The 24,929-nt window shown below is 42.0% G+C and carries 19 protein-coding genes and 1 pseudogene; 11 read left to right on the plus strand and 9 right to left on the minus strand.

All coding sequences use genetic code 11. From position 1 onward, the window contains the following. Positions 1 to 100: 100 nt before the first annotated feature. Positions 101 to 2,065, plus strand: a complete 1,965-nt coding sequence (gene gyrB, locus BN8908_RS04580; protein WP_021988652.1) for a DNA topoisomerase (ATP-hydrolyzing) subunit B — start codon at positions 101 to 103, stop codon at positions 2,063 to 2,065. Between the two features lie 60 nt (positions 2,066 to 2,125). After that, complete coding sequence (locus tag BN8908_RS04585) at positions 2,126 to 2,689, plus strand: LOG family protein (protein WP_068689434.1); 564 nt, start codon at positions 2,126 to 2,128, stop codon at positions 2,687 to 2,689. 208 nt (positions 2,690 to 2,897) lie between these two features. Here BN8908_RS04585 and nusB read toward each other — a convergent pair whose 3' ends face one another. After that, positions 2,898 to 3,848 carry a transcription antitermination factor NusB gene (nusB, locus tag BN8908_RS04590; RefSeq protein WP_021988654.1) on the minus strand — a complete coding sequence of 317 codons (951 nt, stop codon included), beginning with the start codon at positions 3,846 to 3,848 and terminating at the stop codon, positions 2,898 to 2,900. 128 nt (positions 3,849 to 3,976) lie between these two features. Between nusB and porD the strand changes: the two genes are divergently transcribed. Genes porD through BN8908_RS04625 form a run of 7 tightly spaced genes read left to right on the plus strand, consistent with a single transcriptional unit; the run spans position 3,977 to position 12,711 of the window. Next, positions 3,977 to 4,882 carry a type IX secretion system protein PorD gene (porD, locus tag BN8908_RS04595; protein ID WP_068692106.1) on the plus strand — a complete coding sequence of 302 codons (906 nt, stop codon included), beginning with the start codon at positions 3,977 to 3,979 and terminating at the stop codon, positions 4,880 to 4,882. A 1-nt stretch (position 4,883) separates the two neighbouring features. Continuing rightward, positions 4,884 to 6,545: a DNA repair protein RecN gene (recN, locus tag BN8908_RS04600; protein WP_068689436.1), complete on the plus strand. Its 1,662-nt coding sequence runs from the start codon at positions 4,884 to 4,886 to the stop codon at positions 6,543 to 6,545. A 4-nt stretch (positions 6,546 to 6,549) separates the two neighbouring features. After that, positions 6,550 to 7,398 carry an enoyl-ACP reductase FabI gene (locus BN8908_RS04605; RefSeq protein ID WP_021988657.1) on the plus strand — a complete coding sequence of 283 codons (849 nt, stop codon included), beginning with the start codon at positions 6,550 to 6,552 and terminating at the stop codon, positions 7,396 to 7,398. 14 nt (positions 7,399 to 7,412) lie between these two features. Continuing rightward, positions 7,413 to 7,985: a 3'-5' exonuclease gene (locus BN8908_RS04610; protein ID WP_021988658.1), complete on the plus strand. Its 573-nt coding sequence runs from the start codon at positions 7,413 to 7,415 to the stop codon at positions 7,983 to 7,985. A 30-nt stretch (positions 7,986 to 8,015) separates the two neighbouring features. Further along, positions 8,016 to 9,566, plus strand: a complete 1,551-nt coding sequence (dnaB, locus tag BN8908_RS04615) for a replicative DNA helicase (protein ID WP_021988659.1) — start codon at positions 8,016 to 8,018, stop codon at positions 9,564 to 9,566. A 21-nt stretch (positions 9,567 to 9,587) separates the two neighbouring features. After that, positions 9,588 to 10,859, plus strand: coding sequence for an asparagine synthetase B (locus BN8908_RS04620; protein WP_068689440.1), 1,272 nt, complete (start codon positions 9,588 to 9,590; stop codon positions 10,857 to 10,859). A gap of 16 nt (positions 10,860 to 10,875) precedes the next feature. Beyond that, positions 10,876 to 12,711: an LTA synthase family protein gene (locus BN8908_RS04625; protein ID WP_068692108.1), complete on the plus strand. Its 1,836-nt coding sequence runs from the start codon at positions 10,876 to 10,878 to the stop codon at positions 12,709 to 12,711. Here BN8908_RS04625 and BN8908_RS04630 read toward each other — a convergent pair. The 4 genes from BN8908_RS04630 to BN8908_RS04645 all read right to left on the minus strand — a co-directional run bounded on the left by BN8908_RS04630 (position 12,708) and on the right by BN8908_RS04645 (position 18,562). Continuing rightward, entirely contained in the window at positions 12,708 to 14,612 is a 1,905-nt protein-coding gene (locus BN8908_RS04630; RefSeq protein ID WP_068689442.1) for a SpoIIE family protein phosphatase, read from the minus strand. The two genes, BN8908_RS04625 and BN8908_RS04630, sit on opposite strands and share 4 nt — an antisense overlap. A gap of 77 nt (positions 14,613 to 14,689) precedes the next feature. Continuing rightward, entirely contained in the window at positions 14,690 to 15,883 is a 1,194-nt protein-coding gene (locus BN8908_RS04635) for a metallophosphoesterase (protein ID WP_068689444.1), read from the minus strand. A gap of 92 nt (positions 15,884 to 15,975) precedes the next feature. Beyond that, positions 15,976 to 17,643, minus strand: coding sequence for a formate--tetrahydrofolate ligase (locus tag BN8908_RS04640; protein ID WP_021988664.1), 1,668 nt, complete (start codon positions 17,641 to 17,643; stop codon positions 15,976 to 15,978). Between the two features lie 31 nt (positions 17,644 to 17,674). Continuing rightward, positions 17,675 to 18,562, minus strand: coding sequence for a coiled-coil domain-containing protein (locus BN8908_RS04645; protein WP_021988665.1), 888 nt, complete (start codon positions 18,560 to 18,562; stop codon positions 17,675 to 17,677). 191 nt (positions 18,563 to 18,753) lie between these two features. Here BN8908_RS04645 and BN8908_RS04650 point away from each other — a divergent pair, with 191 nt between their 5' ends. After that, on the plus strand, positions 18,754 to 20,028 hold the full coding sequence (locus BN8908_RS04650; protein WP_021988666.1) for a DUF2851 family protein: 1,275 nt from the start codon (positions 18,754 to 18,756) through the stop codon (positions 20,026 to 20,028). 1 nt (position 20,029) lies between these two features. Here BN8908_RS04650 and BN8908_RS04655 read toward each other — a convergent pair. Then, positions 20,030 to 20,407, minus strand: a pseudogene (locus BN8908_RS04655) (phospholipase); the annotation flags it as partial. A 13-nt stretch (positions 20,408 to 20,420) separates the two neighbouring features. Continuing rightward, entirely contained in the window at positions 20,421 to 21,071 is a 651-nt protein-coding gene (locus BN8908_RS04660) for a hypothetical protein (RefSeq protein ID WP_021988668.1), read from the minus strand. 152 nt (positions 21,072 to 21,223) lie between these two features. On the opposite strand from BN8908_RS04660, the gene BN8908_RS04665 reads away from it, so the two are divergent. After that, positions 21,224 to 22,402 carry a carboxypeptidase-like regulatory domain-containing protein gene (locus BN8908_RS04665; protein WP_068689446.1) on the plus strand — a complete coding sequence of 393 codons (1,179 nt, stop codon included), beginning with the start codon at positions 21,224 to 21,226 and terminating at the stop codon, positions 22,400 to 22,402. A gap of 48 nt (positions 22,403 to 22,450) precedes the next feature. On the opposite strand, the gene BN8908_RS04670 is transcribed toward BN8908_RS04665, so the two are convergent. Together BN8908_RS04670 and BN8908_RS04675 are read right to left on the minus strand one after the other, a co-directional pair. Then, a complete protein-coding gene (locus tag BN8908_RS04670) occupies positions 22,451 to 23,938 on the minus strand; it encodes an OstA-like protein (protein ID WP_021988670.1) in 1,488 nt (495 codons plus the stop codon). Positions 23,939 to 23,947: 9 nt separating this feature from the next. Continuing rightward, positions 23,948 to 24,907: an AAA family ATPase gene (locus tag BN8908_RS04675; RefSeq protein WP_021988671.1), complete on the minus strand. Its 960-nt coding sequence runs from the start codon at positions 24,905 to 24,907 to the stop codon at positions 23,948 to 23,950. Positions 24,908 to 24,929: the final 22 nt, after the last annotated feature.

Consider the following 24,929-nt stretch of genomic DNA (forward strand, 5'->3'; position numbering starts at 1 on the left):
AAATTTGTAGGCTTTCTCCTCGTTTTTTCGGGGAAAAATGATTATATTTGCATGTTTTGGAAAAAACGGTGAAATCCCTTGAAAATAAACTTATAAATATATGAGCGAAGAAGAAAAAGTGAAATTGGAACCGGAAGAATATTCTGCGGACAGTATTCAGGTGTTGGAAGGCCTTGAAGCCGTGAGAAAACGTCCTTCAATGTATATCGGGGATGTAAACACGGATGGTTTGCATCATTTGGTGTATGAGGTTGTCGATAACTCGATTGACGAGGCATTGGCCGGATACTGTACCCACATTCAGGTTTATATTAATGAAGATAACTCTATAACGGTACGGGATAACGGTCGTGGTATTCCGACGGCCAGACATGCTAAGGAAAACAAATCGGCATTGGAAGTTGTATTGACGGTGTTGCATGCCGGAGGTAAATTCAACAAGGATTCTTATAAGGTGTCCGGAGGTTTGCATGGGGTGGGTGTATCCTGCGTAAATGCACTTTCGGTTAAATTAGTGGCTGAAATATACCGGGAAGGTAAAATATGGCGGCAGGAATTTTGTAGGGGAGTGGCATTGAAGGATGTTGAAATCATAGGGGATACGGATAGAACGGGAACGACCATTACTTTTAAACCGGACGATTCTATCTTTTATGTTACGGAATACAAATATGATACGTTGTCTACCCGTTTGCGGGAACTGGCTTATCTGAATAAAGGCATCCGCCTTTCACTGACGGATAAGAGAGATTTGGATCCGGAGACAAAGGAGCCCCGTCACGAGGTGTTCTATTCGGAATTCGGGTTGCGGGAATATGTGGAATTTATTGATGGAAGCCGGGAAAAGCTGATCGAAAATACAATCGACATCTGTACGGAGAAAAACGGAATTCCGGTAGAGATTGCGATGCATTACAATACTTCTTTTACGGAAAATGTCTTTTCTTACGTAAATAATATCAATACCAAAGAAGGTGGAACGCATCTGGCGGGTTTCAGAAGAGGGTTGACCCAAACGTTGAAGAATTATGCAGAGACCACCGGTATGCTTTCTAAGCTGAAATTCGATATTAACGGTGATGATTTCCGGGAGGGATTGACGGCAGTCGTTTCGGTAAAAGTTCAGGAGCCTCAGTTTGAAGGACAGACAAAAACCAAGCTGGGGAATACGGAAGTCGGGACTGCTGTTGCTCAGGCTGTCAGCACGGCGTTGTCCAATTACCTGGAAGAACACCCCAAAGATGCCAAGTCTATTGTCGATAAAGTCATATTAGCGGCTACGGCACGTCATGCGGCCCGTAAAGCCCGGGATATGGTACAGCGTAAATCTGTGCTTTCAGGTTCAGGTTTGCCCGGAAAATTGGCGGATTGTGCGGATAATAATCCTGCAAATTGTGAAATATTCCTGGTGGAGGGAGACTCTGCAGGCGGATCGGCAAAACAAGGACGTGACCGTCAGTTTCAGGCGATATTGCCTTTGAGGGGTAAGATTCTGAATGTTGAAAAGGCTATGCGGCACCGGGTATATGAGAGTGACGAAATTGTCATGATATTTAAGGCATTGGGTATTACACCCGGGACCGATGAAGACAGTATGGGAGTTGATCTGGAAAAGATACGTTACCACAAGATCATTATTATGGCGGATGCTGACGTCGACGGTGCACACATTGCCACGTTGATTATGACCTTGTTTTTCCGTCATATGAAATCGGTTATTGAGCATGGGTATCTTTATATTGCAACGCCGCCTTTGTATTTGGTAAAGAAAGGCAAAGATCACCGCTATTGCTGGAATGAGGAGGAACGTATCCGTTTGATACAGGAATGGGGCGGTGGTAAGGAAAGCAGTTTGCACATCCAGCGCTATAAAGGTTTGGGAGAGATGAACCCGGAACAGCTTTGGGAGACGACAATGGCACCTGAAGGCCGTACGCTGCGCCAGGTTTCTATTGAAAATGCAGCAGAAGCAGACCGGATATTCTCGATGCTGATGGGAGACGATGTGCCGCCCAGACGGCAATTTATCGAACAGAATGCCACGTATGCGACTATCGATGCTTAATAAAGAAAAAGAGTGCTGCGGCACTCTTTTTTCTTATGTATAATTTGAAATCACGGAAGAATGAATATAGCTGTATTTTGTGCGTCATCCAATCGGGTGAAGGGTGTTTATGCGGAGGCAGCCCGGAAATTGGGACAGGAAATGGCTCAACGGGGCTGGAATCTGGTTTATGGGGGAACAAACTGCGGATTGATGCGGGAAGTTGCCGATGCTGTTTTAGAGCAGGGAGGAGGCGTTAAAGGTATTATTCCCCGCTGTATTGCGGAACGGGGAGTAAAAGCAGAAAAACTGACGGATCTTATCGTCGTCCCGGATATGAAGGAGCGCAAATATTTAATGCGTAAAGCGGCTGATGCTTTTATCGCTTTGCCCGGCGGTTGGGGTACTTTAGAGGAGATTACCGAAGTGATAACCCTGAAACAACTGGGCCTGCATCAAAAACCGATCGTGTTTATCAATACCGACGGTTTTTATGATTTGTTTTTTGATTTTATAAACAAGGCCTTTGAGGAAAGTTTTGTTTCTTCTGCTTATAAGGGGTTGTATAAAGTGGTGGACGAAGTCGTAGAGGCTGTTGCTTATATTGCAGATTATAAGGAAGAAAAAATGGTTTCTAAATATTAGTCCGGTAAATAGAAATGATATTCTTGTCAGAATTAATGTAGCATTTATTTGGAAATTAAATATTAATTATATATTTTTACCGATAAGGGTAGAATTTCCTTTTACGGGTTTTGCTCTTGTGACCATTGTAGTGATTACAAAGGGAGTTTGAATTAGTTTAGTTTAGTTTAGTTTAGTAAAAAGGGGATGCCAGCATCCCCTTTATTTTTTATTCGCCCATTAATCCGCGTCCGCTCTTTTTTATCTGGTTTTCTTCTTTCAGCATTACAACGGCTTTATCCAGGATTCCGTTTATAAATCCTCCGCTTTTAGGAGAACTATAGGACTTGGAAATTTCAATATACTCGTCCAAGGTAACTTTTACCGGTATAGAGGGGAAATGTTTCAGTTCAGCTATGGCTGTGGCCATGATCAGTTTATCCATATCGGAAATACGTTCGATTTCCCAGTTACGGATAAATTTATCTACAACCCGGAGATTGTCCTGGTTTTCGTTTATTGTTTTGCGCAATAGTTTCCTGGCAAAATCGGTATCTTCTTCCGTGTTGTAAATCGGGTAGAGGATATTACTGTCTTCGTTATCTCCTTCTTTTATATTTTTAAGGGTACGGTAAACGACATGCATTACCAGTTCAAAATCATCGTTCCAATATATATTTATATCTTCCAGCGTTTGATAGAATATATCGCTCGGAGCAATTAATTCTGTAAACAGGTCGAGAACCAGTTGTTTGTGGTCCTGAAAGTTGACTTCCGGTTTTTCCATATAAGCCTGATAAGGCGGAAATTCCTGTAGGGTGTTGTAAAAGAAATTGATAATTTCCTGGTTTTCATTCCAGGAAATCGGATTATTGAGTAGGTATGTTCTGAACTTTTTATTATTATTGAGGATAGAAAAAACCGGGTTGTCGATAAACCGGGTATTGGGATGAAGATCCGCTTCCGTTACGAAATGCCTGTTTTTGGCGGCATCGATTTTAAGGAAAGCTTTGCGTTGTAATTCTGATAAAAGTAAGAGGATTTGATAGTAAAGATCTGTACTTTTTTCAATACTTTTTAATAAGTCACGCTCGGCTTCTGCCAGGGATGCTCCTTCTTTTTTGTAGTAAGCATACAGGAGTTGCAGTACTTTTATCCGGATTAATCTTCTGCTTGTCATTTTTATGAAGAACGATTTGTTATTTGCAGGCGCAAAAGTAGTAAATTAATTTAAATGTGAGAATTGAAAATTGAAAATTATATCTTTGCATGATAATACAAGATGAAAAAATGGATAATCGGTTCTGTATGAAGAAAGGTTGGTTGTTGATATGTCTGGTGATTTTGGGCTGTCGTGTATATGCCCAGGAACTGCGTTGTAATATTTCTGTTTCTACACAAAAGATACAGGGAACGAACAAGGAGTTATTTACGAATATGCAGCGGGATATGTATGAGTTTGTAAATAATAAACGTTGGTCTTCCAATGTTTTTTCCTATGATGAACGTGTCGAGTGCAGTATGCAGTTTACGCTGGAAGAACAAATCGGAAGTGATCAGTTCAGGGGCAGCCTGCAGGTGAGAGTGAGCCGGCCGGTATATAATTCATCCTATAATACGGTGTTGCTGAATTTTAAAGACAATGACATCGATTTTCGTTACCGGGAGTTTGAGACCCTGGAATATAATGAATCGGGGCAAAATACGGAATTGGTGAATTTGCTGGCGTTTTATGCCAATATCATATTGGGATTGGATTATGATAGTTTTTCTTTAATGGGAGGAAATGAGTTTTTCAATAAGGCTGAAAACATTGTTGCTCAGTGTCAGAATGCCCGGGAATCCGGCTGGAAATCGTTCGAGAGCCGCAGGAACCGGTATTGGCTGATCAATAATTTGCAGGACAGGAGTTATGCTTCCGTCCGGGAGTGTATATACCGGTATCACCGGCTGGGACTGGATGTAATGGCGGAGAATGTCACGGACGGCCGTTTGGAGTTGTTGTCTGCCTTGGAATTGTTGCAGAAAGCACATCGGGCTAAGCCTAATTCATATATATTGCAGGTGTTTTTCGATGCGAAGTCGGATGAAATCGTCAATATATTCAAACCTGCCTTTACGGATGAACGGAAACGGATATACAATATTGTTTCCGAGGTTAATCCGGCAAATTTATCAAAGTACAGTGTTTTGATTGAAAATAAGACGAATTGATATGATAGAAAGTATTCATATTAATAACTATGCCCTGATCGATAAGACGGAGATCGGGCTGGAAAAAGGATTTTCTGTTATTACCGGAGAGACGGGGGCCGGAAAGTCCATTCTATTGGGAGCAATTGCTTTGACGCTGGGGCAACGGGCGGATGTTTCTGCATTGATGAACCGGGAGAAGAAATGTGTTGCCGAAATCGTTTATCAGGTGAAGGGGTATCCTTTGGAGGCGTGGTTTGAAGCGAATGAGCTGGATTATTCCGACGAGGTGGTTGTTCGCCGGGAAGTTACGCCGGAAGGTAAATCCCGTTGCTTTATCAACGATACGCCGGTCAGTAATCGTCTGTTGAAGGAGTTGGGCGGATTTTTGATCGATATACATTCTCAGCATCAGTCGTTGCTTATCGGTCAGCCTGAATACCAGACCGAAATATTGGATGTTTTTTGCGGTAACGGGGAATTGCGGAGTATCTATCGGCAACATTACGATAAAAGAAAGAAAAAGCTGATTGAGTTAGAGACATTGAAAGAAAAAGCTTTTGAAGCTGCCAGGGAGGAAGATTACCTGAAATTTCGTTTCAGCCAGTTAGAGGGAGCTAATTTGAAGCCGGGGGAGAAAGAAGAGTTGGAAGCCGAACTGACCGTTTTATCGAATGCAGAGACGATAAAAACCAATTTCGGGCATTTGACCTATCAATTGCGGGATGCCGAAAATGCAGTGATTCCCGTATTAAAAAATTGTAAAAACACGATCGCTTCTTTACGGAAAGTCGTAAAAGAAGCAGAAGACTATGAGGGACGTTTGCAGTCCGTTTTGCTGGAGTTAAAGGATATAGCAGACGATGCAGAAGGGAGGGCCGAATCGGTGGGCCTTGATCCGCGGCGTATAGAGACCGTAAATGCGCGTCTTAGTGAAATATACGATCTGATGCTGAAATACAAGGCCGAGGGAGTGGAAGAACTTCTGGCTGTCAAAGCCGGCATTATAGATAAGTTGAATGGTATACAAAACTCCACGGAGGAGATAGAGAAATTAACCAGGGAAATTCAGGAGACGGAAGAGCAGATGCACACGCTGTCACTTCAAATCCGGGAATCGCGTAAGAAAGGCAAAGGACGTCTGGAAGAAGAAATGAGGAAGTTGCTTCAGGAGTTGGGAATCAGGCATGCTTGTTTTGAGGTACTTATTACTCCGGTGGAAGCTTTTTTACCGACGGGAACCGATGAAGTCCGGTTTTTGTTTGCAGCCAATAAGAATCAACAACCGGGGGAAATTGCGAAAGTGGCTTCAGGAGGAGAAATTTCCCGGGTTATGTTATCTTTAAAGTATATTTTGTCGAAGAACAAACAATTGCCGGTTATCGTATTCGATGAGATCGATACCGGCTTATCCGGCGAAGTGGCGCATCGCATGGCACAGATGATGCAGGAAATGGCAACGCGCATGCAGGTTATCAGTATATCTCATTTGCCTCAGATTGCTGCGGCGGGGAATTGTCATTTTAAGGTGTATAAGGAAGATCATTCGGAGCATACGGTTTCCCGTATCCGGAAACTGGCTCCGGAGGAACGGGTAAAGGAAATAGCAGGAATGATCAGCGGAAGTGAGATTTCTGCAGCCGCTTTAGAGGCTGCGAAGAATTTGTTGAATTTTAAATTTTAATGATATGGCGTATAACTTATTAAAAGGAAAAAAAGGAATTATTTTTGGGGCATTGAATGAAATGTCAATTGCCTGGAAAGTGGCAGAATTGTGTCTGGAAGAAGGGGCGCAGATCGTATTGACCAATACACCGTTGTCGATCCGTATGGGGGAGATCCAGGATTTCGCAGCCAGGCATAACGTTCCGTTAATCCCTGCCGATGCTACGAATACGGAGGATTTGACACATTTACTGGAAGAGGCAATGAAACATTTCGGGGGAAAGGTGGATTTTATATTGCATTCTATCGGCATGTCTTTGAATGTCAGAAAAAAACGTTCGTATGACGATCTGGATTATGATTTTCTGCAAAAGACCCTGGATATTTCGGCTGTTTCTTTCCATAAAGTTCTGCAATGTGCCAAGAAATTGGATGCTATAAATGAGTGGGGATCGGTTGTCGCTCTTTCATATGTTGCTGCACAGCGTACGATGTTCGAATACAACGATATGGCAGATGCTAAGGCTATGCTGGAATCCATTGCCCGTAGTTTCGGGTATATTTACGGTCGGGAAAAGAAGATCCGGATCAATACGGTTTCCCAGTCGCCCACTATGACTACGGCAGGAAGCGGTATCAAAGGATTCGATTCTCTGATAGATTTTGCCGATCGTATGTCTCCGCTGGGGAATGCGAATGCAGAGGAGTGTGCCGGATATTGTGTTTGTTTGTTTTCGGATCTGACCCGCAAGGTAACGATGCAGAATTTGTATCATGACGGAGGTTTCTCGAGTATGGGTATGAGTTACCGGGCTATGCATCAGTATAATAAGAGTTTTGACAATTGTGACGAAGTCAAAACGGAACAATAAATATTCGTTTGAGTATGTATTTATTTTTCGATACGGAAACCACCGGTTTACCGAAACGCTGGAATGCTCCGGTAACGGATGTAGATAATTGGCCCCGTTTGGTACAGTTGGCCTGGATCGTTTCGGATAACGAAGGCAATACGCTTCGCAGCCGGAATGTTATTGTCCGTCCGGAAGGTTTTACAATACCCTGGGAGGTATCCAGAGTACATGGAATCACGACAGCTATTGCTATGGAGAAAGGTGTGGATTTGCAAGGTGTGTTGGAAGAATTTTCGAAAGAGATAGATGAATCACAGGTGTTGGTCGGACATAATATCAGTTTTGACGAATGTATCGTCGGGGCCGAATTTGAACGGCTGCATATGATGACTTCTCTTTTTCTGAAACCCAAATATTGTACGATGAAAGGTTCTACGGATTATTGTCGTTTACCGGGGAAAAAAGGGTATAAGTCGCCGAGATTGTCAGAGTTGCATCAGGTCTTGTTCGGGAAAGGCTTTGAAGACGCTCATAATGCGATGGCTGATGTGGAGGCGACGGAACGGTGTTTTTGGAAATTAAAGAGTTTGGGTGTAATAAGATAATAATTTATTGTTTGTAATTCCGGTTGGATTATGGCTAAAAAAACAGAGTATACGAAGACAAATAATTATAAGGATTTGCCTTCTGAATATGGAAAAGTGCCTCCGCAGGCGGTGGACCTGGAGGAAGCTGTATTGGGGGCTTTAATGCTTGAAAAAGATGCTTTTGCCGTGGTGGGGGATTTATTGAAACCGGAATGTTTTTATAAAGATGCCCATCAACGGATATTCCGGGCAGTTCATCAGTTGTTTATCAAGGATGAGCCTGTCGATTTACTGACTGTCAGTGAAAAATTGAAGAGTACAGGGGAACTGGAGCAGGTGGGAGGATATTATTATCTTTCTCAACTGACTTCCCGGGTGGCTTCTGCGGCACATATTGAGTTTCACGCGCGGATTATTGTGCAAAAATTCATACAACGGAAATTAATCGGAGTATGTACGGAATTGCAGGATATGGCCTATGATGAAGCTACTGATGTAGCGGATCTTGTCGACAAGGCGCAGAAATCGGTGTTCGACATTGCTGACGGTAATATTCAGAAAGATACGGCAGAAATCGCTCCCATTATTGAAGATGCCATCCGGGGAATAGAAGCTGCCAGCAAACGCCCGGACGGTATCAGCGGTATTCCTTCCGGCTTTACGGCACTGGACGAAGTTACTTCCGGCTGGCAAAATTCCGATCTGGTGATTATTGCGGCACGTCCTGCTATGGGAAAAACGGCTTTTGTGCTTTCTATGGCCCGGAATATGGCTGTTACTTACAAGCAGCCGATCGCTGTTTTTTCTCTGGAAATGTCTTCCGTCCAATTGGTGAACCGTTTGATTGCCAGTGAGACGGAACTCGGCTCCGAAAAAATTAAGAACGGCCGGTTGTCGGAAGACGAATGGAAGCATTTGCACAGTAAGATCAAGACTTTAATTACGGCGCCGATTCTGGTGGACGATACGCCGGCTTTGTCTATTTTTGAATTGCGGGCCAAATGCCGGCGTTTGAAGCAGAAATACGATATCAAAGTGATTATCATCGACTATTTGCAATTGATGACGGCGGGAGCGGATATGCGGGGAAACCGGGAACAGGAAGTCAGTATGATCTCCCGGCAATTGAAAATTATTGCTAAAGAATTGAATATACCCGTGTTGGCACTTTCACAGTTGAATCGTGGTGTCGAATTGCGTACCGGGGATGCTAAAAAACCGATGTTGTCCGACTTACGTGAATCCGGAGCAATTGAACAGGATGCCGATATGGTGTTATTTATCCACCGGCCTGAAAAGTACGGTATCATGACGGATGCACAGGGAAACAGCCTGAAAGGTATTGCGGATATTATTATCGCAAAACACCGTAATGGTGCTGTGGGAGAAATTCAGTTGCGTTTCCGCAGTGAATTGACGCAGTTCTGTGATTTGGAAACGACGTCTCCTTTCCATTCCGAAACGAGTACCGGGGAATTGGTAACACAGACATTTACGTCGAAGATGAACGACGAACCGGTTCCTCCGTTGGATACTTCTTTTGAAGAAGGTGCCAAGGCATTTTCGAACCCGGGTTTTCCGGGAGAAGCCCCGTTTTAAATGTATTAAGTGAATCGTAAGATGGAGTGCATAAAAAAGTTGCAAGGTATTATATTCCTGTTTTTTATATTCCTTTTTGTAGAAGGTAAGGCGAATCATTTGTTGATTCCGATGGATGATGTGCAGACGAATCATTTGAAGGCTTATGGAGTGGCTTACCATGCGTTGAAGAACGGTTATGAAATTCAATGGCTGATTAATTACAGAGGAGGGGCATTTGTATTGCCTTTTACGCCGGAAGGACGTACTGAGTGCCTGTTGAAAGGGGTCGCTTTTGAAGTCATACCTCCGTCCCGGTTAAATGCTATCCTGAGCGAGATCGCTTCTCCGGAAGTGAATGCCGATGCGATAAAATTGGAAAAAGCGCCTAAGATCGCCGTTTACTCCCCCAAGGAGAAAAAGCCTTGGGACGATGCTGTGACATTGGCGTTGACCTATTCAGAAATACCCTACGATGTCGTATATGATTCGGAGATTTTGGACGGTAAGTTGAAGGATTACGATTGGTTGCATTTGCATCACGAAGATTTTACCGGACAATTGGGTAAGTTTTATCGCGGATACCGGCATTTGGACTGGTATAAGGAGGAAGAGCGGGTGAATTTGCTGACGGCTCAAAAATACGGTTATCCGAAAATTTCCGATTTGAAGAAAGCCGTTGTCAGGACGATCAGGGATTATGTTTCTGCCGGAGGATTTATGTTTGCGATGTGTTCGGCTACGGATACTTACGATATTGCTTTGGCGGCGATGAACGTGGATATCTGTGCCTCTATGTTCGACGGGGATCCCGCCGATCCGGATGCGCAGGAAAAATTGGATTTTTCAAAAACATTTGCTTTTAAGGATTTCAAGCTGGAAATGAATCCGAATGTTTATGAGTATTCGAATATCGATGTAACGGATACCCGTAAGTTGAGTGAGCGCGACGATTATTTTTCCCTGTTTGAATTTTCTGCCAAATGGGACCCGGTGCCTACCATGTTATGTCAGAATCACGTAAATGTGATAAAAGGGTTTATGGGACAGACAACGGCCTTTAATAAGGATGTCATTAAGTCGGGCGTATTGATTATGGGAGAGAATAAAGTAGCCAATGAGGCTCGCTATATTCATGGGGAGTATGGAAAAGGAACCTGGACGTTTTACGGCGGACATGATCCCGAAGATTATCAGCATTTTGTAGGAGATGCCCCGACGGAACTGGATTTACACAAGCAATCACCCGGTTACCGGTTGATTTTAAATAATGTACTATTTCCTGCTGCAAAGAAAAAACAGCACAAGACTTAATAAGAAATTGCAAAATATGCGTTCTAAATTTATTTTTCTTCTGAAATATTATTTCTTCTGGATTGTTGCAGCTGTTGTTGCTAAAGTCATCTTTTTGCTATATGAAGGCGGTGGCGGTATGGTATTCTCCGATTATTGCCAGGTGTTTTGGAGGGGCATACGGATGGATCTTTCTTTGGGCGGTTATATTATGCTATTGGCTTCTGTTTTTATGGCTTTGACTCCTTTTGCCGGAGAGCGTTGGATAAAAGGAATTTATTCTGTCTATACTTTTATTTTACTGGTTTTATTCTGGCTCATTGTTATCGGCGATCTGGAAATATACAAGAGCTGGGGATATCATGTCGATGCAACGCCTTTGTTGTTTATTAAAACTCCGGGAGAGGCTCTGGCCTCTCTGTCAAACGGCTTGTTGACCGGTTTGCTGGTATTGTTGGTTGTGCTGATCGTGAGTTGTTTTTATATTTATAAACGCTGTATCAGCAGACCTTTTCATTTCCGGAAAGGACATTGGCTACAGGCGGTTCTTTTTTTACTGTTGGGTGGACTTATGATTATACCGGTAAGGGGTGGATTTAATGTAGCTCCGATGAACAGCAGTTTTGTTTTTTTCCACAAGACGAATATGCATGCGAATCAGGCTGCCATCAATCCGGTATGGAATTTTATGTATGAAGTGACTCATGCCGGACGTTTGAAAAATAAATACAGCTACATGCCCGACGAGCAGGCTCATCGTTTGTTTGACAGTCTGTATGTGGGTGGAAAAGATTATCCCCGTTTGCTGAAAGAAGAACGTCCGAATATTGTCGTTTTGTTATTGGAAAGTTTTACTGCCAGTGCTATTGAAGCTTTAGGCGGCGAAGCCGGAGTTACTCCTAATCTGAATCAAATAGCCAGGGAAGGCATTCTTTTTTCGAATATTTATGCTACCGGCAATCGTTCGGATCGGGGGATGGTCGGTGTTATCAGTGCTTTTCCTGCCTATCCGGGATATTCTCTGTTGAAATATCCGCAAAAAATAACGGAGCATCCTCGTTTTCCCAAAGATCTGGAAGCCCAGGGGTATCATACTTGTTTTTATTATGCGGGGGATTTGAATTTCGGAGGTTTCCGTTCCTATGTTACCATGAGCTTTCAGGATGTGGTAACCGAGAAAGATTTTTCGGGGGAAGCTGTCGAAAAAAGGTTTAAATGGGGAATCCATGACGAATATATGTTTGACCGTCTTTTTGAGGACATGAACAAAGCTACCCGGCCGTTTATGTATATGGCATTCAATATGAGCAGTCATGAGCCTTTTGAGGTTCCGATGGAAAAACATATTCAGGGAGAAAGTACAGAGAAGAAGTTTTTGAATGCAATTTATTATTCGGATCGTTGTATCGGTCATTTTATCCGCAAGTGTAAGGAAAGCGGATTATGGGATAACACATTGTTCATTTTCGTCGCGGACCACAGTACGATAAAGATCGGAAATCCCCGGGCTTATGAGCCTGAAGCATTCCATATACCGATGATTTTTGCCGGAGGAGTTCTGAACGTACAGGACAGCATTGTCCGGACCATCGGTTCACAAACAGATATGGTGGCTACTTTATTCAGTCAGTTGAATCTGGATCATTCGGCATATAAGTTCAGCAAAAACCTGTTGGCCGAAGATATCGTTCCCTTTGCTTATTATGCCTATTCCGGAGCAGGTGGTTTTATCTCGCGGGAAGGCGTTTCTGTTTATAACCTCCAGAACAATCATTTCATACAAGGGGATTCCCTGCGCTGGAATGACGAACATTTGAAAGCTTACCTGCAAGTTGTGGATGAAGACATCAATAGAAATCGTTCCGGATATTAAGCATCGGACTCTTTTTGGGGAGTGCCTTTGTAAAGTATATCCAGAATGGTGAGATCATCAGACTGTTCCGTCCCCTGAATATGTTCCTGGATGCATTCGAGTATCCGGGTAACAATGGTATAGGGATTCTTGGGTGTTGCTCCGTTAATGCATTCGATCAGCCGGTTTTTACCGAAAAATTGTGCATTTATATTTTCGGCATCTGTAATCCCGTCGGTATAAAGTAAGATTTGCGAGCCTTCCGGAAGAGTGTATTCATACTCCTGAAATTTATAGTCTTCCAATATACCGATAGGCACGTCCGGTTCATCATTTAAAGTACAGATACGACCGTCCGCATATACAATGAAAGGTTTGGGATGTCCGGCATTGGTATAAATGATATGTCCGTTTTGGATATCCATTATCCCGATAAACATGGTCACGTACATATCGTCTTCCGTATTGTCGCACATATGTGTGTTTATCAGATTGCAGATAGCTGCTGTGGATGACTGCCGGCTGGCAATGTATCTGAAGAGTTTTATGACGGAAGCCATATATAGAGAAGCCGGGAAACCCTTACCTGAAACATCGCCGAGGACAAAATAAAGCTTATTGTCCAATATGAAATACTCGTATAAATCTCCGCCTACACTTCTGGATTGCTTTAGTTTTCCATATAGTTCGATATTGGCGGGAAGTAAGATGTCTTTCGGCAAAAATCTCTTTTGGATTTTTTGAGCAAGATTTATTTCCGTTATGATTTCCTGATTTTTAGCTGTAGTCGTCTGAAGACATTGTATGTAGGAGGAAACACGGTCCTGCATATACCGGAAAGCCTGGTACAAGTCTTTTAATTGTTCGTTGTCATATTCTTCCGGTAAGGCTATGTTCACTTGACCGTTTGTGATTTTTCTGACGTTTTCGGTAAATTCACTTAAAGGATAGAGGGAACTTTTTACGATGCGAATGGCACTGTAATATAATATCAGAAATCCGATTCCGAGTATGGCAAATACTAACCATAAAAATTTGGAAGAAGATAATCTGATGTCATCATAGCGGCAAATGATACCGATATGCCAGTCCATGCGGGAACTGGGAGTATAATACAGAAAATATTTCTTGCCTTTTTTATATACGTTTTCATAGCCGGTGGTGTCTTTTGTAAATTTTTTCAGAGTAGAGGAATAATCGATTCCCGGAGAACTGCAAAAACTTTTGAGATTGTGGTATTTGAATACCTGAGGATCCGGATGGAATATGAAGTCCCCTTCCGAATCCGTAACAAATACATAACCGGAACTGAAAATTTTGATGTCATATATAAAATCAGTCAGATGTTTTAAAGGAAAATTTAATTCCAGTAAGCCGGATACCGTTTGCAGGGAATCGGCTTTAATCGGTTGGAAATAACTTATGATGGAATGGCTGGAATCTAACTCTTTTACGCTCCAAAAACCTTGTTTGTCATTTTTCCGGATAATATTGTTCTTATGCGGAACCGTCAGACGGTAAGCCAGGGATTTTGTCTTGATTTTCCCGGATTTGCCTCTGTAAGCATACATCGTGCATCCATCTTTATTGGGTTCTGAAAAAGAGTAATGCAGACAGCAATCTGACAGAAATGGGTAAGCTGTCAGAATTTTGGAAGGAAGCAGACGCATTTCCGATGTGTCGATATTTCCGAACAGTCCGGTGATTGTATTGGGAATGCTTTCAATATCTTTAATCTTGCGTTCAAATGAACGGGAAACGTTGGTAGCAATTGTGTTTGCCTGATATAAGGCATTGTCTGTAATAAATTCGCGGGAAAAAGTAAAAATAGATATGAAGACTAAGCTTCCGGTTATCAAAAGGAGGGAGACAAGATACAATACCAGTCTCTTCGAGAAACTCGTATAATAACGTTTTTTCATTGTAAATTAATAAGTTTGACATTAGTTATGTCAGGTTTAGTTAGGCTTTGCAATTTAAGAAAAAATGTTAATATATTCTATCTTTCATTACAGTTGTTTGTTAAAATAATTACACTGATTGTGGGTCTTAATCCTATTCTGCCGGGGAAGCCAAGGTATCCCTGTCCGCGTGAAACATGCAGATACCGATGATTGTCTTCATATAGTCCGTCATATTCCGGGTAGATATATTGTGACGGACTCCATTTTATATTTCCAATCTCTATGCCTAATTGCATGGCATGGGTATGACCGGAGAGGGTGAGGGGAATATTGTAGTCAAGGATTTGGGCCCTCCAGTGGGTGGGATCGTGTGACATAAGAACGGTGAAATGATCCCGGACTCCTTCCAGTGCTTTCTGTAGTTTGCCGTAACGGGGAAAAGGCGGATTCCCCCAGTTTTCTACGCCGGCAATGTATATTGTATCTTTGCCGGTTATTAAAGGATAATGAGCATTGTTGAGCAGATGAAAACCGGCAGCCTTCATATACTGTAAAAAATCCGTATAATTCCGGGCTTTATCTGCCGGACTTTCCCAGTGGGTGTAATTACCGTAATCGTGGTTCCCCGTTACGGCAAATTTTCCATATCTGGCATTCATTTTGTTTAAAATCCCGATCCAGGGCGTGATCTCGCTTGCAAAATTGTTGACCATGTCTCCGGTGAAAAGGATAACATCCGGCCGGAGGGCATTTACTTTTTCTACCAGTTGGGGAATGCCTTTGTAATGGGTGGAACTACTGCCCAGATGCAAGTCGGAAAGTTGTACGATTCTGAAATTTTGAAAAGCAGGAGGAAGTTGTGGGAAACAAATGGATACAAGTTCTGTTTTGTAATTGTATCGCCCCCAGGTAATACTGTATAAAATCAGTATAAAGCAGCTTACGGCTATAATTGCGGCTATGCTTTGCCCGGCAAGTCGTATCTTTTTATGAATAAGTCCCAACAGGATTGAAAAAAGGTCTAAGACGATAAAAATGAGCTTGGGAATGTAAAATAAGAAAAATATACCTATACCCAGCCCGATCCAGTAATAAAAATCCGGACCCTTGACGGTAGGGATGAAAAAGTGATACGCTAAAACACCTCCCAGGAATAACAAAGAATGCAGACCGTATATCAGAAACCGGATTTTTTTATACAGGTATTTTTTTAAAAGCAAAAACAGCAGTGTATCGGTAAATAGAATAAATCCGATACTTACAATAAGGATCAGTATATTGTTGCGCATAAATAAAATTTACCGTTATAAACGGAATGTTATATGATATGTGAAAAGTATGGAATCTTCCAGCCCAGTTGCCGGAAGATTCCGTTGACTTTTTAGAAGAGTCCTGTGATATGACCTTCTTTGTCGATATCGATGCGTTCTGCTGCAGGGATGTCCGGCAGCCCCGGCATTCTCATGATATCTCCTGTGATCGGAATGATAAAGCCTGCTCCCGAAGCAATTTCAATTTGCCTTACCGTAACGATAAAATCTTTCGGGCGCCCTAAAAGTTTTGGGTTGTCGGATAGAGATTTTTGAGTTTTGGCAATACAGACCGGTAGTTTGTCCAAACCGAGAGCCTGAATTTTTTTCAGATCGCTTTTGGCCTGTGCCGTATAATCAATGGCTGCGGCTCCGTATATTTCTTTCGCGATCGTTTCTATTTTCTTTTCGACACACCAGTTCCATTCGTACAATGGCTGAAGTTTGCATAAACATTGTTCGGCAACCTTGGCAGTCAGAATGGCTAATTTTTCAGCCCCTTCACCGCCTTTGGCCCATACTTCGGCTACTTCCATCGGGACTCCCAATTCCCGGCATTTATCGGCAACGATTTGGATTTCGTTATCGGTGTCGGTAATAAAACGGTTGAGGGCTACAATGGGACATATATTGAACTTTTTCATGTTCTCTACATGTTTTTCCAAATTTTCGATACCTTTTTTCAAGGCTTCGAGGTTTTCTTCTTTCAGAGCATCCAGTTTTACTCCGCCGTGGTATTTTAGCGCACGGATCGTCGCAACCAATACAACTGCACTCGGATTCAGACCGGCTTTTACGCATTTGATATCGAAGAATTTTTCAGCCCCCAGATCAAAACCGAATCCGGCTTCTGTAACGACATAATCTGAGAGGGAAAGTCCCATTTTGGTGGCGATGATAGAGTTTGTGCCCTGTGCGATGTTGGCGAATGGGCCGCCGTGTATAATTGCCGGATTGCCTTCGATGGTTTGTACCAAGTTGGGTTTTATAGCTTCTTTCAATAGAGCAGCCATAGCTCCGTTTGCTTTCAGGTCACGGGCGTAAATCGGTTTTTTGTCATAGGTATAACCGATAAAGATATTTCCCAAACGTTCTTTCAGATCTTCAAAATCTTCAGCCAGACAAAGAATAGCCATTACTTCGGAGGCTGCGGTGATATCGAAGCCTGTTTCCCGGGGGATTCCCGAAGAAGTGCCGCCAAGTCCTACGATGATATGCCGTAAGGAACGGTCGTTCATATCCATTACCCTTTTCCAGGTAACGGTGCGGGGATCGAGACCGATTGAAGAGGTTTTGCTTTGGATATTATTGTCGATCAATGCCGATAGCAGGTTGTGGGCTTTTTCTACGGCATTGAAATCACCTGTAAAATGCAGGTTGATATCTTCCATCGGGAGTACTTGTGAATAGCCGCCACCCGTTGCTCCTCCTTTAATACCGAATACAGGACCTAATGAGGGTTCGCGGAGCACTACCGTCGTTTTTTTGCCGATACGATTCAATCCTTCCGTAAGTCCGATTGAAACGGTGGTTTTTCCTTCTCCGGCCGGTGTCGGGGAGATAGCTGATACCAAAACTAGGTGTTTACCGGCCATTTTCTGAGGATTGATCAAATTTAACGGTAGTTTAGCCTTATATTTTCCGTATTGTTCGATACATGCCGGATCAATACCTAATCTGGATGCGATTTCCGTAATGGGTTTCAGAGTTACTTTATTTGCAATTTCTATGTCTGTCATGGCATTAAGTTTTGTAGTTTATGGTTTGTATTTATTTTAAATAGAATTCAGTACTGCCTATGTTTTCGTTGTCACAAAACAGTTCGGCAGTGTATTTTCCTTTTACGAGGCTACCGTCGTTCGGCCAGTAAATGGCCATCTCCAGGCGTTCACCTTCATATTCGAATTCCCGCTTAGCCGAATAGGTGAGGGAAGCATTTTGGAATTTAAAGAAGGATTTTTCACTAAAGGCAATTACTTTATCGTCCGGACGTTTAAGGCGTAAATAAACGATATGGGTGCCACGCTGGGCTGTCACGTTTTTTGGAATAACGAAATCTGCCCGGAGTTGGAAACATTTTTTCCAGTTTACTTCTTTACCTTTCTTGTTGATAGGAACAACCGTAAAGTTTTCTGCCGTCAGGGCACTGGCGATGGCAATTACTTTTTGCATCGATTTTTGTTCGTTTTCCAGTTTCGTATTTCGTTCCCGTACCCAGTCCATTTGTTGTTTTACCTGGGTGTTTTCCTGTACTAATTGCTGATTTAAACGGTTCAGGGAATCGATTTGCACGACATAGCTTCTCAATACCGTTTTCAGGGTTCCGATTTCCCGTTTATACTTATTGATTTCAGCATAAGAGTTGTCTCTGAATTTTTTCATTTCGTCGAGAAGGGTGGCTATTTTTTCCTGTTCCACCATTAATTTTTCATTCAGAGTGTCGTTGGACGTTTTCAATTGGTCGTAATTTGTACTTAATTCCGATAGTTCCTGGGTTAATAATTCTTTTTCCTGGTGAATGGCAGCGATGTGTTTTTTGTTTTTCGACCATTCTACCATGAAAAAAATGAATAGTATGACTAAAACTGCCGATAGTCCATAGATAATGAACATCAGACTTTTGTTTTTTGTATTCTGAACAGGCTTATTCTCTTCCATAATAATGTGTATAAGTAATAGGTGTTAATCTGTTAAATTATTTATTTAAAAATAGAAGTCATTTTTGATGCTTCCGAGAACAAAGGTAGGAGAAAAAGGAAAATGTTAAAATGAAAAACACCAAATTAAAAGCCGATGCCCTTGATTTTTGTATTTTTTTAACGTAAATTGTAAGAGTCTACAGTTGTGTTATGAAAGAAGAATTTTTACAATATATCTGGGCTAATTCGTTGTACCGGACGGATGAATTTGAAACACAGGCCGGTAAGCCGATTCGTATTCTGGATGTCGGAAAATTAAACCGGGATGCGGGTCCGGATTTTTTTAATGCCCGCATTGCTGTCGGAGAAGTGATGTTGGCCGGTAATATCGAGATTCATTTGCGTAGCAGTGATTGGTACCGGCATTCGCATCACCTGGATGCAGCTTACAATAATGTGATCCTTTCCGTTGTAAAAGAGAATGATACCCGTGTTTACACCAGTAGCGGGAGAGAGGTGGATTGCATCGTCATCGAATATGCGGATTATTTGTACCATGAATATCTTTTTATGCGGGATACATTCAAACGTCCCGGATGTTACCGGCATTTGGATTTACTGGATGATAATTGGTTTTATATGACGTTGCAAAGTCTGGCCATAGAGCGGCTCGAACGGAAAGTGAACGATATCCGGAAAATATTCGGTCAAACGAATGGCGATTGGGAAGAATGTTTTTACCGTTTACTTTGCAAATACTGGTCTGCGGATATAAATTCGGATACCTATTATCAGTTATCCTGTCATTTGTCGTATAAAACGCTGTTGAGATATGCAGATCGTTTGTTGTCCGTAGAGGCTTTGTTGTTAGGTGTTTCCGGACTCTTGGACGATGCTCCGGAGGATCATTACAGTGTAAATTTAAAGCGGGAATATTTGTATTTAAGCAAGAAATATAAATTATGGGAAATGCCTTCCGGCCAATGGAAGTTTATGCGTATCCGTCCCGGGGCTTTTCCGACATTACGTTTGGCTTTACTGGCTGCAATGATCTGTCATTTCAACAGTTTATTGTCGTATGTTTTGGAAGCTGCGACTTTAAAGGAGGTGTTCTCCTTGTTCGAAGTTAAAGCTTCGGCTTATTGGAATACGCATTATATGTTCGGTAAAGAGTCTGTCGTTTCGATAAAAAGTCTGGGCGTTGGAAGCCGGCAGATTTTAATCATCAACGTGGTGATACCTTATTTGTTTTTTTATGGCAGAGAAAGGGGAGAAGAAAAGTTGGTAGAAAAAGCCCTGCAATGGATGGAAGAGATCAAACCTGAAAATAACTATATTGTCAGAAGCTGGGAAAAATACGGTTTTGTATTCGATTCGGCCCTACATACCCAAGCTTTAATTCAGTTGAGAAAAGAATATTGTGACAAACACGACTGTCTTCGTTGCCGTATCGGCAGAGAGATATTTGCACAGTTAAAGCATTAACCTATAACATCTCCAATGCTTCCTGACGAAGTATTTCAGGCAAAGCGATTTCCCGTTGTTCCAAACTGATCAGCCAATCGGATATTTCTTTTTTATTCAGTGTGTACAGTACCTCCCGGAACATATCTATCTGAGAATCGGCATAGGCATCAGCGGCAATTCCTTTAAATTGGTCCAGTTCTTCGTCGTCGAAATACTCGGTTTGTTTTTCAATTTTTTTCAGCCCTTTTTCACAGATAGCATGTGCTCCACAGCATCCCTCTTCGGGAGCTATGATTTCTTCCGGTGTGCCGTTTTTACGTTTAAAAATAAAAGTAAACAGGGCAACTGTTACCAGCAGCCCTGCTATACCTAAGATAATATATAACATATCTTCGTTGCTGTTGGTTTTATCAGAGTTTCAATTCTTTTTTCAATAAATTGACCTGGTTTGTCAGTTTTTGTATTTCTGCATCTCCCTCTGCTTTTTGTTTACGTATCCAATTCAGTTTTTTATTCATTTCGTCCAGATCTTTTTGCAATTTGGCATTTTCATTGTTGCGGATCAGCAAATTGTTTTTACTGGTTTCGATTTCCGATTTCAATTGCCGGTTTTCCCATCCGAGGCTGTTTTCCAGTTCGGTATATTCTTTTTTCAGTTTATCGCGTTCAGCAGTGATCTGTTTCAGGCTTCTGTCGAGGGATACGATTTTTTCCTCCTTGCTTTGGGAAGAATATTTCATTTGATCGTTTATATCTTCCAGTTCAGTTTTTAAAGCCGTTTGTTTCGATTCCAGTCCCCGAAGCTTTGTATAGAGCTCGTCTATCTTTTTGTCTTTGGCAGCATTGTTTTCTGTCAGCTCGTAACGTATTTTATTGAAATCGTCTTTTGCTTGCTGGAGATTTTTTTCCAAATTGCTTTTGTCCTTTTTCAGTTGAGCGACTTGTCTGTCTGACATTGTTTTAGCTCTGGCCAGATCGTCAAACTTTTTCTTGGATACGCAAGAAGTCAGGCTTAAGGAAACTAATGCAAATCCTGCTATGTATAATGCGGTACGTTTCATATCAGCTTTAATTTTTACTATTGCGAAAATAGCTTTGGTTTTAAGAATTATAATTATTTACTTTGGGGGCAAATATATAAATTAAAAACGAAAGGTAAAACCGGATTGCCCGGTGGATTATCAAACATTTTAAATAAAATAACAAAATTGCTATGAACAAAAGTGTGATTTCGGTCATTATACTCCTTTTCAGCCTGTTGGGAACGGGAGTAAATGCACAGGATAATAAGATAACGATAAACGGTATGATTGCAGATGCGACGACAGGGGAGCCGATCCCTTTCGCTAATTTGGGGGTATTGGGAACCTTAGCGGGAGTTGCATCCGATATGGATGGAAAATTTGAATTGGTGTTACCGGATAATTATGCGGACCGGATTATACGGGTTTCTGTCGTAGGATATGCTTCTTATGAGATAAAAGTGGCAGAAGCCGGACAGAAAGGTTTTTTACGTATCGTTTTAAAGCCGGTTACTTATGGTATCGGCGAGGCAGAAGTATATGCGGAATCTTTGGTATATAAGAAAATGTTGCGGCAGGTGGTGGAGAATATCAGCCGTAATTACATTTCCCGGCCTTATAATTACGAAGGTTATTTCCAGTATACGATTACTGAAAACGGTAATCCGCAGAGTATGAAAGAGGCTATCGTGACGATTTTCGATAATAAAGGCTATGAAAGAAGCGATGTGCATACGGCTTATAAAAATCTGAATTACCGTTTCGATCAGGTGAGACGGGATCGTGAAGTTCAGTCGGTATTGGACGGATTGACTTATTTCGACGATATCCTGACCTCCGATGTCATTCGTAATACCCGTAATATTCTGGATATAGCCAACGCTGCTGATTATAAGTTAAAGAATAAAGGACGCCTGATGTATGAGGGAGATTCGGTACGTCTGATTGCCTATGAAGTGGAGAAGCCTTCTTTATCTACTTCCGGAGATGCTGCCGTAACGAAATACAGTGGGGAAATTTATATAAATTTAAAAGATTATGCCGTATTGAAAAATGTGATTCATATTTCAGCGGATAATTTCAATCAGTTGGGACGCAACCTGATTCCCGCAAACGGAACGAAGAAGGAAGATGTCAAGATGACGATCGTGACAAATTATAAAAAGCTGAATTCTGTGTATTTTCTGAGCGGTATAACCATACAATATACGTATAAGGAAGGGGAGAACGATATAAACGGCCGTATGCAATATGTTACGACACGGGTACAGACCGATTCACCGGAAGCCATTCAGGGACGTATGTACTATGAAGATATTAAAACGGATAAAAATTTCTGGGACAATTATACCGTGTATTTTAAAGAATAAGTCCGGAAAGAAGATTTCAGGGAATTAGCAAGAGGGAAGAAGAAGATATCATTTTAAAAAGATATCTTCTTTTTTCATGGGTTTCAAGTCGATCAGCCAACGAAAATCTTTCAGCCGCATATCCTCTGGTTGAACCAGCATAAGCGGATTCAAAGTTCCTTCCGGCTTTTTAATGAAAAGAATATCTTTCACTTTCCGGTCTTTGATGTAAATTTTAATAAAAGAACTGATCGCCTTATTCATACCGATAATTGCACCTTTATCGTCCGGATAATAAAGGGTTTCTCCGTTTCCGTCCACATCAACCAGATACAATTCATTATTTTGCATATGCCCGATCATATTCCGGCCTTTTATCTGATTGAATTTGACGGTATCCATCTGATTGACAATCATGGCTTTATTGTTCAGGTGAAATTGGTGGACCATGTTATTTCTCAACAGCATATTGATGTCGTCGGCCGTCATCTGATTGCCACTGGCCCAAACGACGGGATTACCGTATAAATATACTGTAGAGTCGGCGGTGGGAAACGACATTGAATCGCATACGCCCTGTAATTCCGGGTTGAAAAATTTAGTGTGATAATAAGCTTTCATGACATTGTTGCCCGATGAATCTTTGGAAACGGATAGGGTGTCTCCGTGGATAAACAAAGAATCCTGTTTACCCACAAGAATAAGCATACCTTGTTCCGTTACATAGGCATAATCGTTGTTTTTCAGAACTTCTCCGTAATTGCCTTCTACAATAACGTTATTGACGGAATCATACAAATGGATGTTGTTTCGCAGGATGGCTGTTCCTGAAATACTATCGACCCAGATGGTATCGGCTTTACCGTAAAATTCGTTGTAAGTCAGTTTGTTGTTTTTGTATAATTCGGCGTGAGCATTCAATGAATTGTACCAGCCGTCCTCCGAATAGAGGGTCCGGTTGTCTCCATATATAGTCGTCGGACCTAAAATGGAAATAATTTTGGTTTCCGTTTGATATTTCATCGTATCGGAATAGAGGTCATATTCCGGAGTTGTGACCCTGACACTGTCTTTAAAGAACATTTCATTGTCCCGGGTGAAGTAGTAACCTTCGTTGCTGATAAGGGTAGTCGTACTGTCTTTTATTGTACCTTCGTTGAAATAATACCCGATGCGGGTAAAGGCATTATAATCCAGAAAATCGGTTGTCAGTGTGATTTTGGGATCCTGAAGGACGACATTATCCCGGACTTTAGCCAATTGGGTCGTGCCGTTATAGTTCATATAGTCTCCCCACAGGTGCAATGTATCGTTTTGTATGGCGTGTACATTTCCGAAAGCCTCGACATAATTACTGTCGGAATATTGATACAGGCTATCGCAGAACATGAGCACATCGTTTTGCCTTAGTTTGACATTTCCGATCAGCTTACTGCGGTTCATAGCCGTTTCCGGTTTATAGAAATCGGCATGTAATATCCGGATTTTGCTTTCTTTTTGAGCAATGACCGGAGTAAGCATACCGATCAGGCATATGAAAAGAAGAAATGTTTTCATATTCTGAACTTATTTCATGAATTCTCGGATCAACTCTTCAACGGTGATATGCTCGGCTTCTGCTTTGTAATTTTTAAATATACGGTGTCTTAAGATAGCTTCGGCTACATATTTAACATCTTCCATATCCGGGGCATACTTTCCCTGAAGAGCCGCGTATGTTTTAGCTCCGGAGATCAGAAACTGGGAAGCCCGGGGACCGGCACCCCAATTGAGGTATTTTTCTGCCAGCTCATGAGCACCCGGTTTACCCGGACGCGTTTTAGCAACTAGTTTTACGGCATATTCAGTAATATGTTTGGGAACCGGCATTTTACAAATCACGGCCTGATATTCCAGAATTTCTTCACCGCTGATGATTTTATTCAGTTTTTTCAACCCTTCTCCGGTCGTATTTTCTACAATGGCGATTTCTTCCTCGAGAGTCGGATAATCGAGTATAACACTGAACATAAAACGGTCGAGCTGTGCTTCGGGGAGAGGGTAGGTACCTTCCTGCTCTATCGGATTCTGAGTGGCCAGTACGAAGAACGGTTGTTTTAGTCTCCGGGTAACCCCTGCTGCCGTAATCGCACGCTCCTGCATCGCTTCCAGCAGGGCACTCTGCGTTTTGGGCGGAGTCCGGTTGATTTCGTCGGCCAGGATAATATTAGCGAAAAGAGGACCTTCGATAAATTTGAATTCTCTGTTATTGTCCAGAATTTCAGTACCGATGATATCGGAAGGCATCAGATCGGGCGTAAACTGGATACGGCTGTATTTCAAATCCAACGTTTCTGAAATAGCGGTTACCAGTAAGGTTTTAGCCAGTCCGGGTACACCGATCAGCAGGCAATGCCCGTTACTGAATATTGAAATCAATACTTTGTTGATGACTTCGTCCTGTCCGACAATTTTTTGACCTATTTCTTGTTTTAATGCTTCGTATTTCGCTTTCAGCTGATCGATCAGCTGTACCGTATCTTTCATTCCCTCAACTATTTTTGTGGTT

The organism is Culturomica massiliensis (assembly GCF_900091655.1).
Lineage (GTDB): Bacteria > Bacteroidota > Bacteroidia > Bacteroidales > Marinifilaceae > Culturomica > Culturomica massiliensis.

Coding starts and splice junctions, on each gene's coding strand:
- porD (WP_068692106.1), top strand. CDS start 3,977: ATGAAGAAAGGTTGGTTGTTGATATGTCTGGTGATTTTGGGCTGTCGT.
- recN (WP_068689436.1), top strand. CDS start 4,884: ATGATAGAAAGTATTCATATTAATAACTATGCCCTGATCGATAAGACG.
- BN8908_RS04660 (WP_021988668.1), bottom strand. CDS start 21,071: ATGAAACGTACCGCATTATACATAGCAGGATTTGCATTAGTTTCCTTA.
- BN8908_RS04675 (WP_021988671.1), bottom strand. CDS start 24,907: ATGAAAGATACGGTACAGCTGATCGATCAGCTGAAAGCGAAATACGAA.
- BN8908_RS04670 (WP_021988670.1), bottom strand. CDS start 23,938: ATGAAAACATTTCTTCTTTTCATATGCCTGATCGGTATGCTTACTCCG.
- BN8908_RS04640 (WP_021988664.1), bottom strand. CDS start 17,643: ATGACAGACATAGAAATTGCAAATAAAGTAACTCTGAAACCCATTACG.
- BN8908_RS04620 (WP_068689440.1), top strand. CDS start 9,588: ATGGAGTGCATAAAAAAGTTGCAAGGTATTATATTCCTGTTTTTTATA.
- BN8908_RS04610 (WP_021988658.1), top strand. CDS start 7,413: ATGTATTTATTTTTCGATACGGAAACCACCGGTTTACCGAAACGCTGG.
- BN8908_RS04585 (WP_068689434.1), top strand. CDS start 2,126: ATGAATATAGCTGTATTTTGTGCGTCATCCAATCGGGTGAAGGGTGTT.
- BN8908_RS04635 (WP_068689444.1), bottom strand. CDS start 15,883: ATGCGCAACAATATACTGATCCTTATTGTAAGTATCGGATTTATTCTA.
- BN8908_RS04665 (WP_068689446.1), top strand. CDS start 21,224: ATGAACAAAAGTGTGATTTCGGTCATTATACTCCTTTTCAGCCTGTTG.
- nusB (WP_021988654.1), bottom strand. CDS start 3,848: ATGACAAGCAGAAGATTAATCCGGATAAAAGTACTGCAACTCCTGTAT.
- BN8908_RS04645 (WP_021988665.1), bottom strand. CDS start 18,562: ATGGAAGAGAATAAGCCTGTTCAGAATACAAAAAACAAAAGTCTGATG.
- BN8908_RS04625 (WP_068692108.1), top strand. CDS start 10,876: ATGCGTTCTAAATTTATTTTTCTTCTGAAATATTATTTCTTCTGGATT.
- gyrB (WP_021988652.1), top strand. CDS start 101: ATGAGCGAAGAAGAAAAAGTGAAATTGGAACCGGAAGAATATTCTGCG.
- BN8908_RS04605 (WP_021988657.1), top strand. CDS start 6,550: ATGGCGTATAACTTATTAAAAGGAAAAAAAGGAATTATTTTTGGGGCA.
- dnaB (WP_021988659.1), top strand. CDS start 8,016: ATGGCTAAAAAAACAGAGTATACGAAGACAAATAATTATAAGGATTTG.
- BN8908_RS04650 (WP_021988666.1), top strand. CDS start 18,754: ATGAAAGAAGAATTTTTACAATATATCTGGGCTAATTCGTTGTACCGG.
- BN8908_RS04630 (WP_068689442.1), bottom strand. CDS start 14,612: ATGAAAAAACGTTATTATACGAGTTTCTCGAAGAGACTGGTATTGTAT.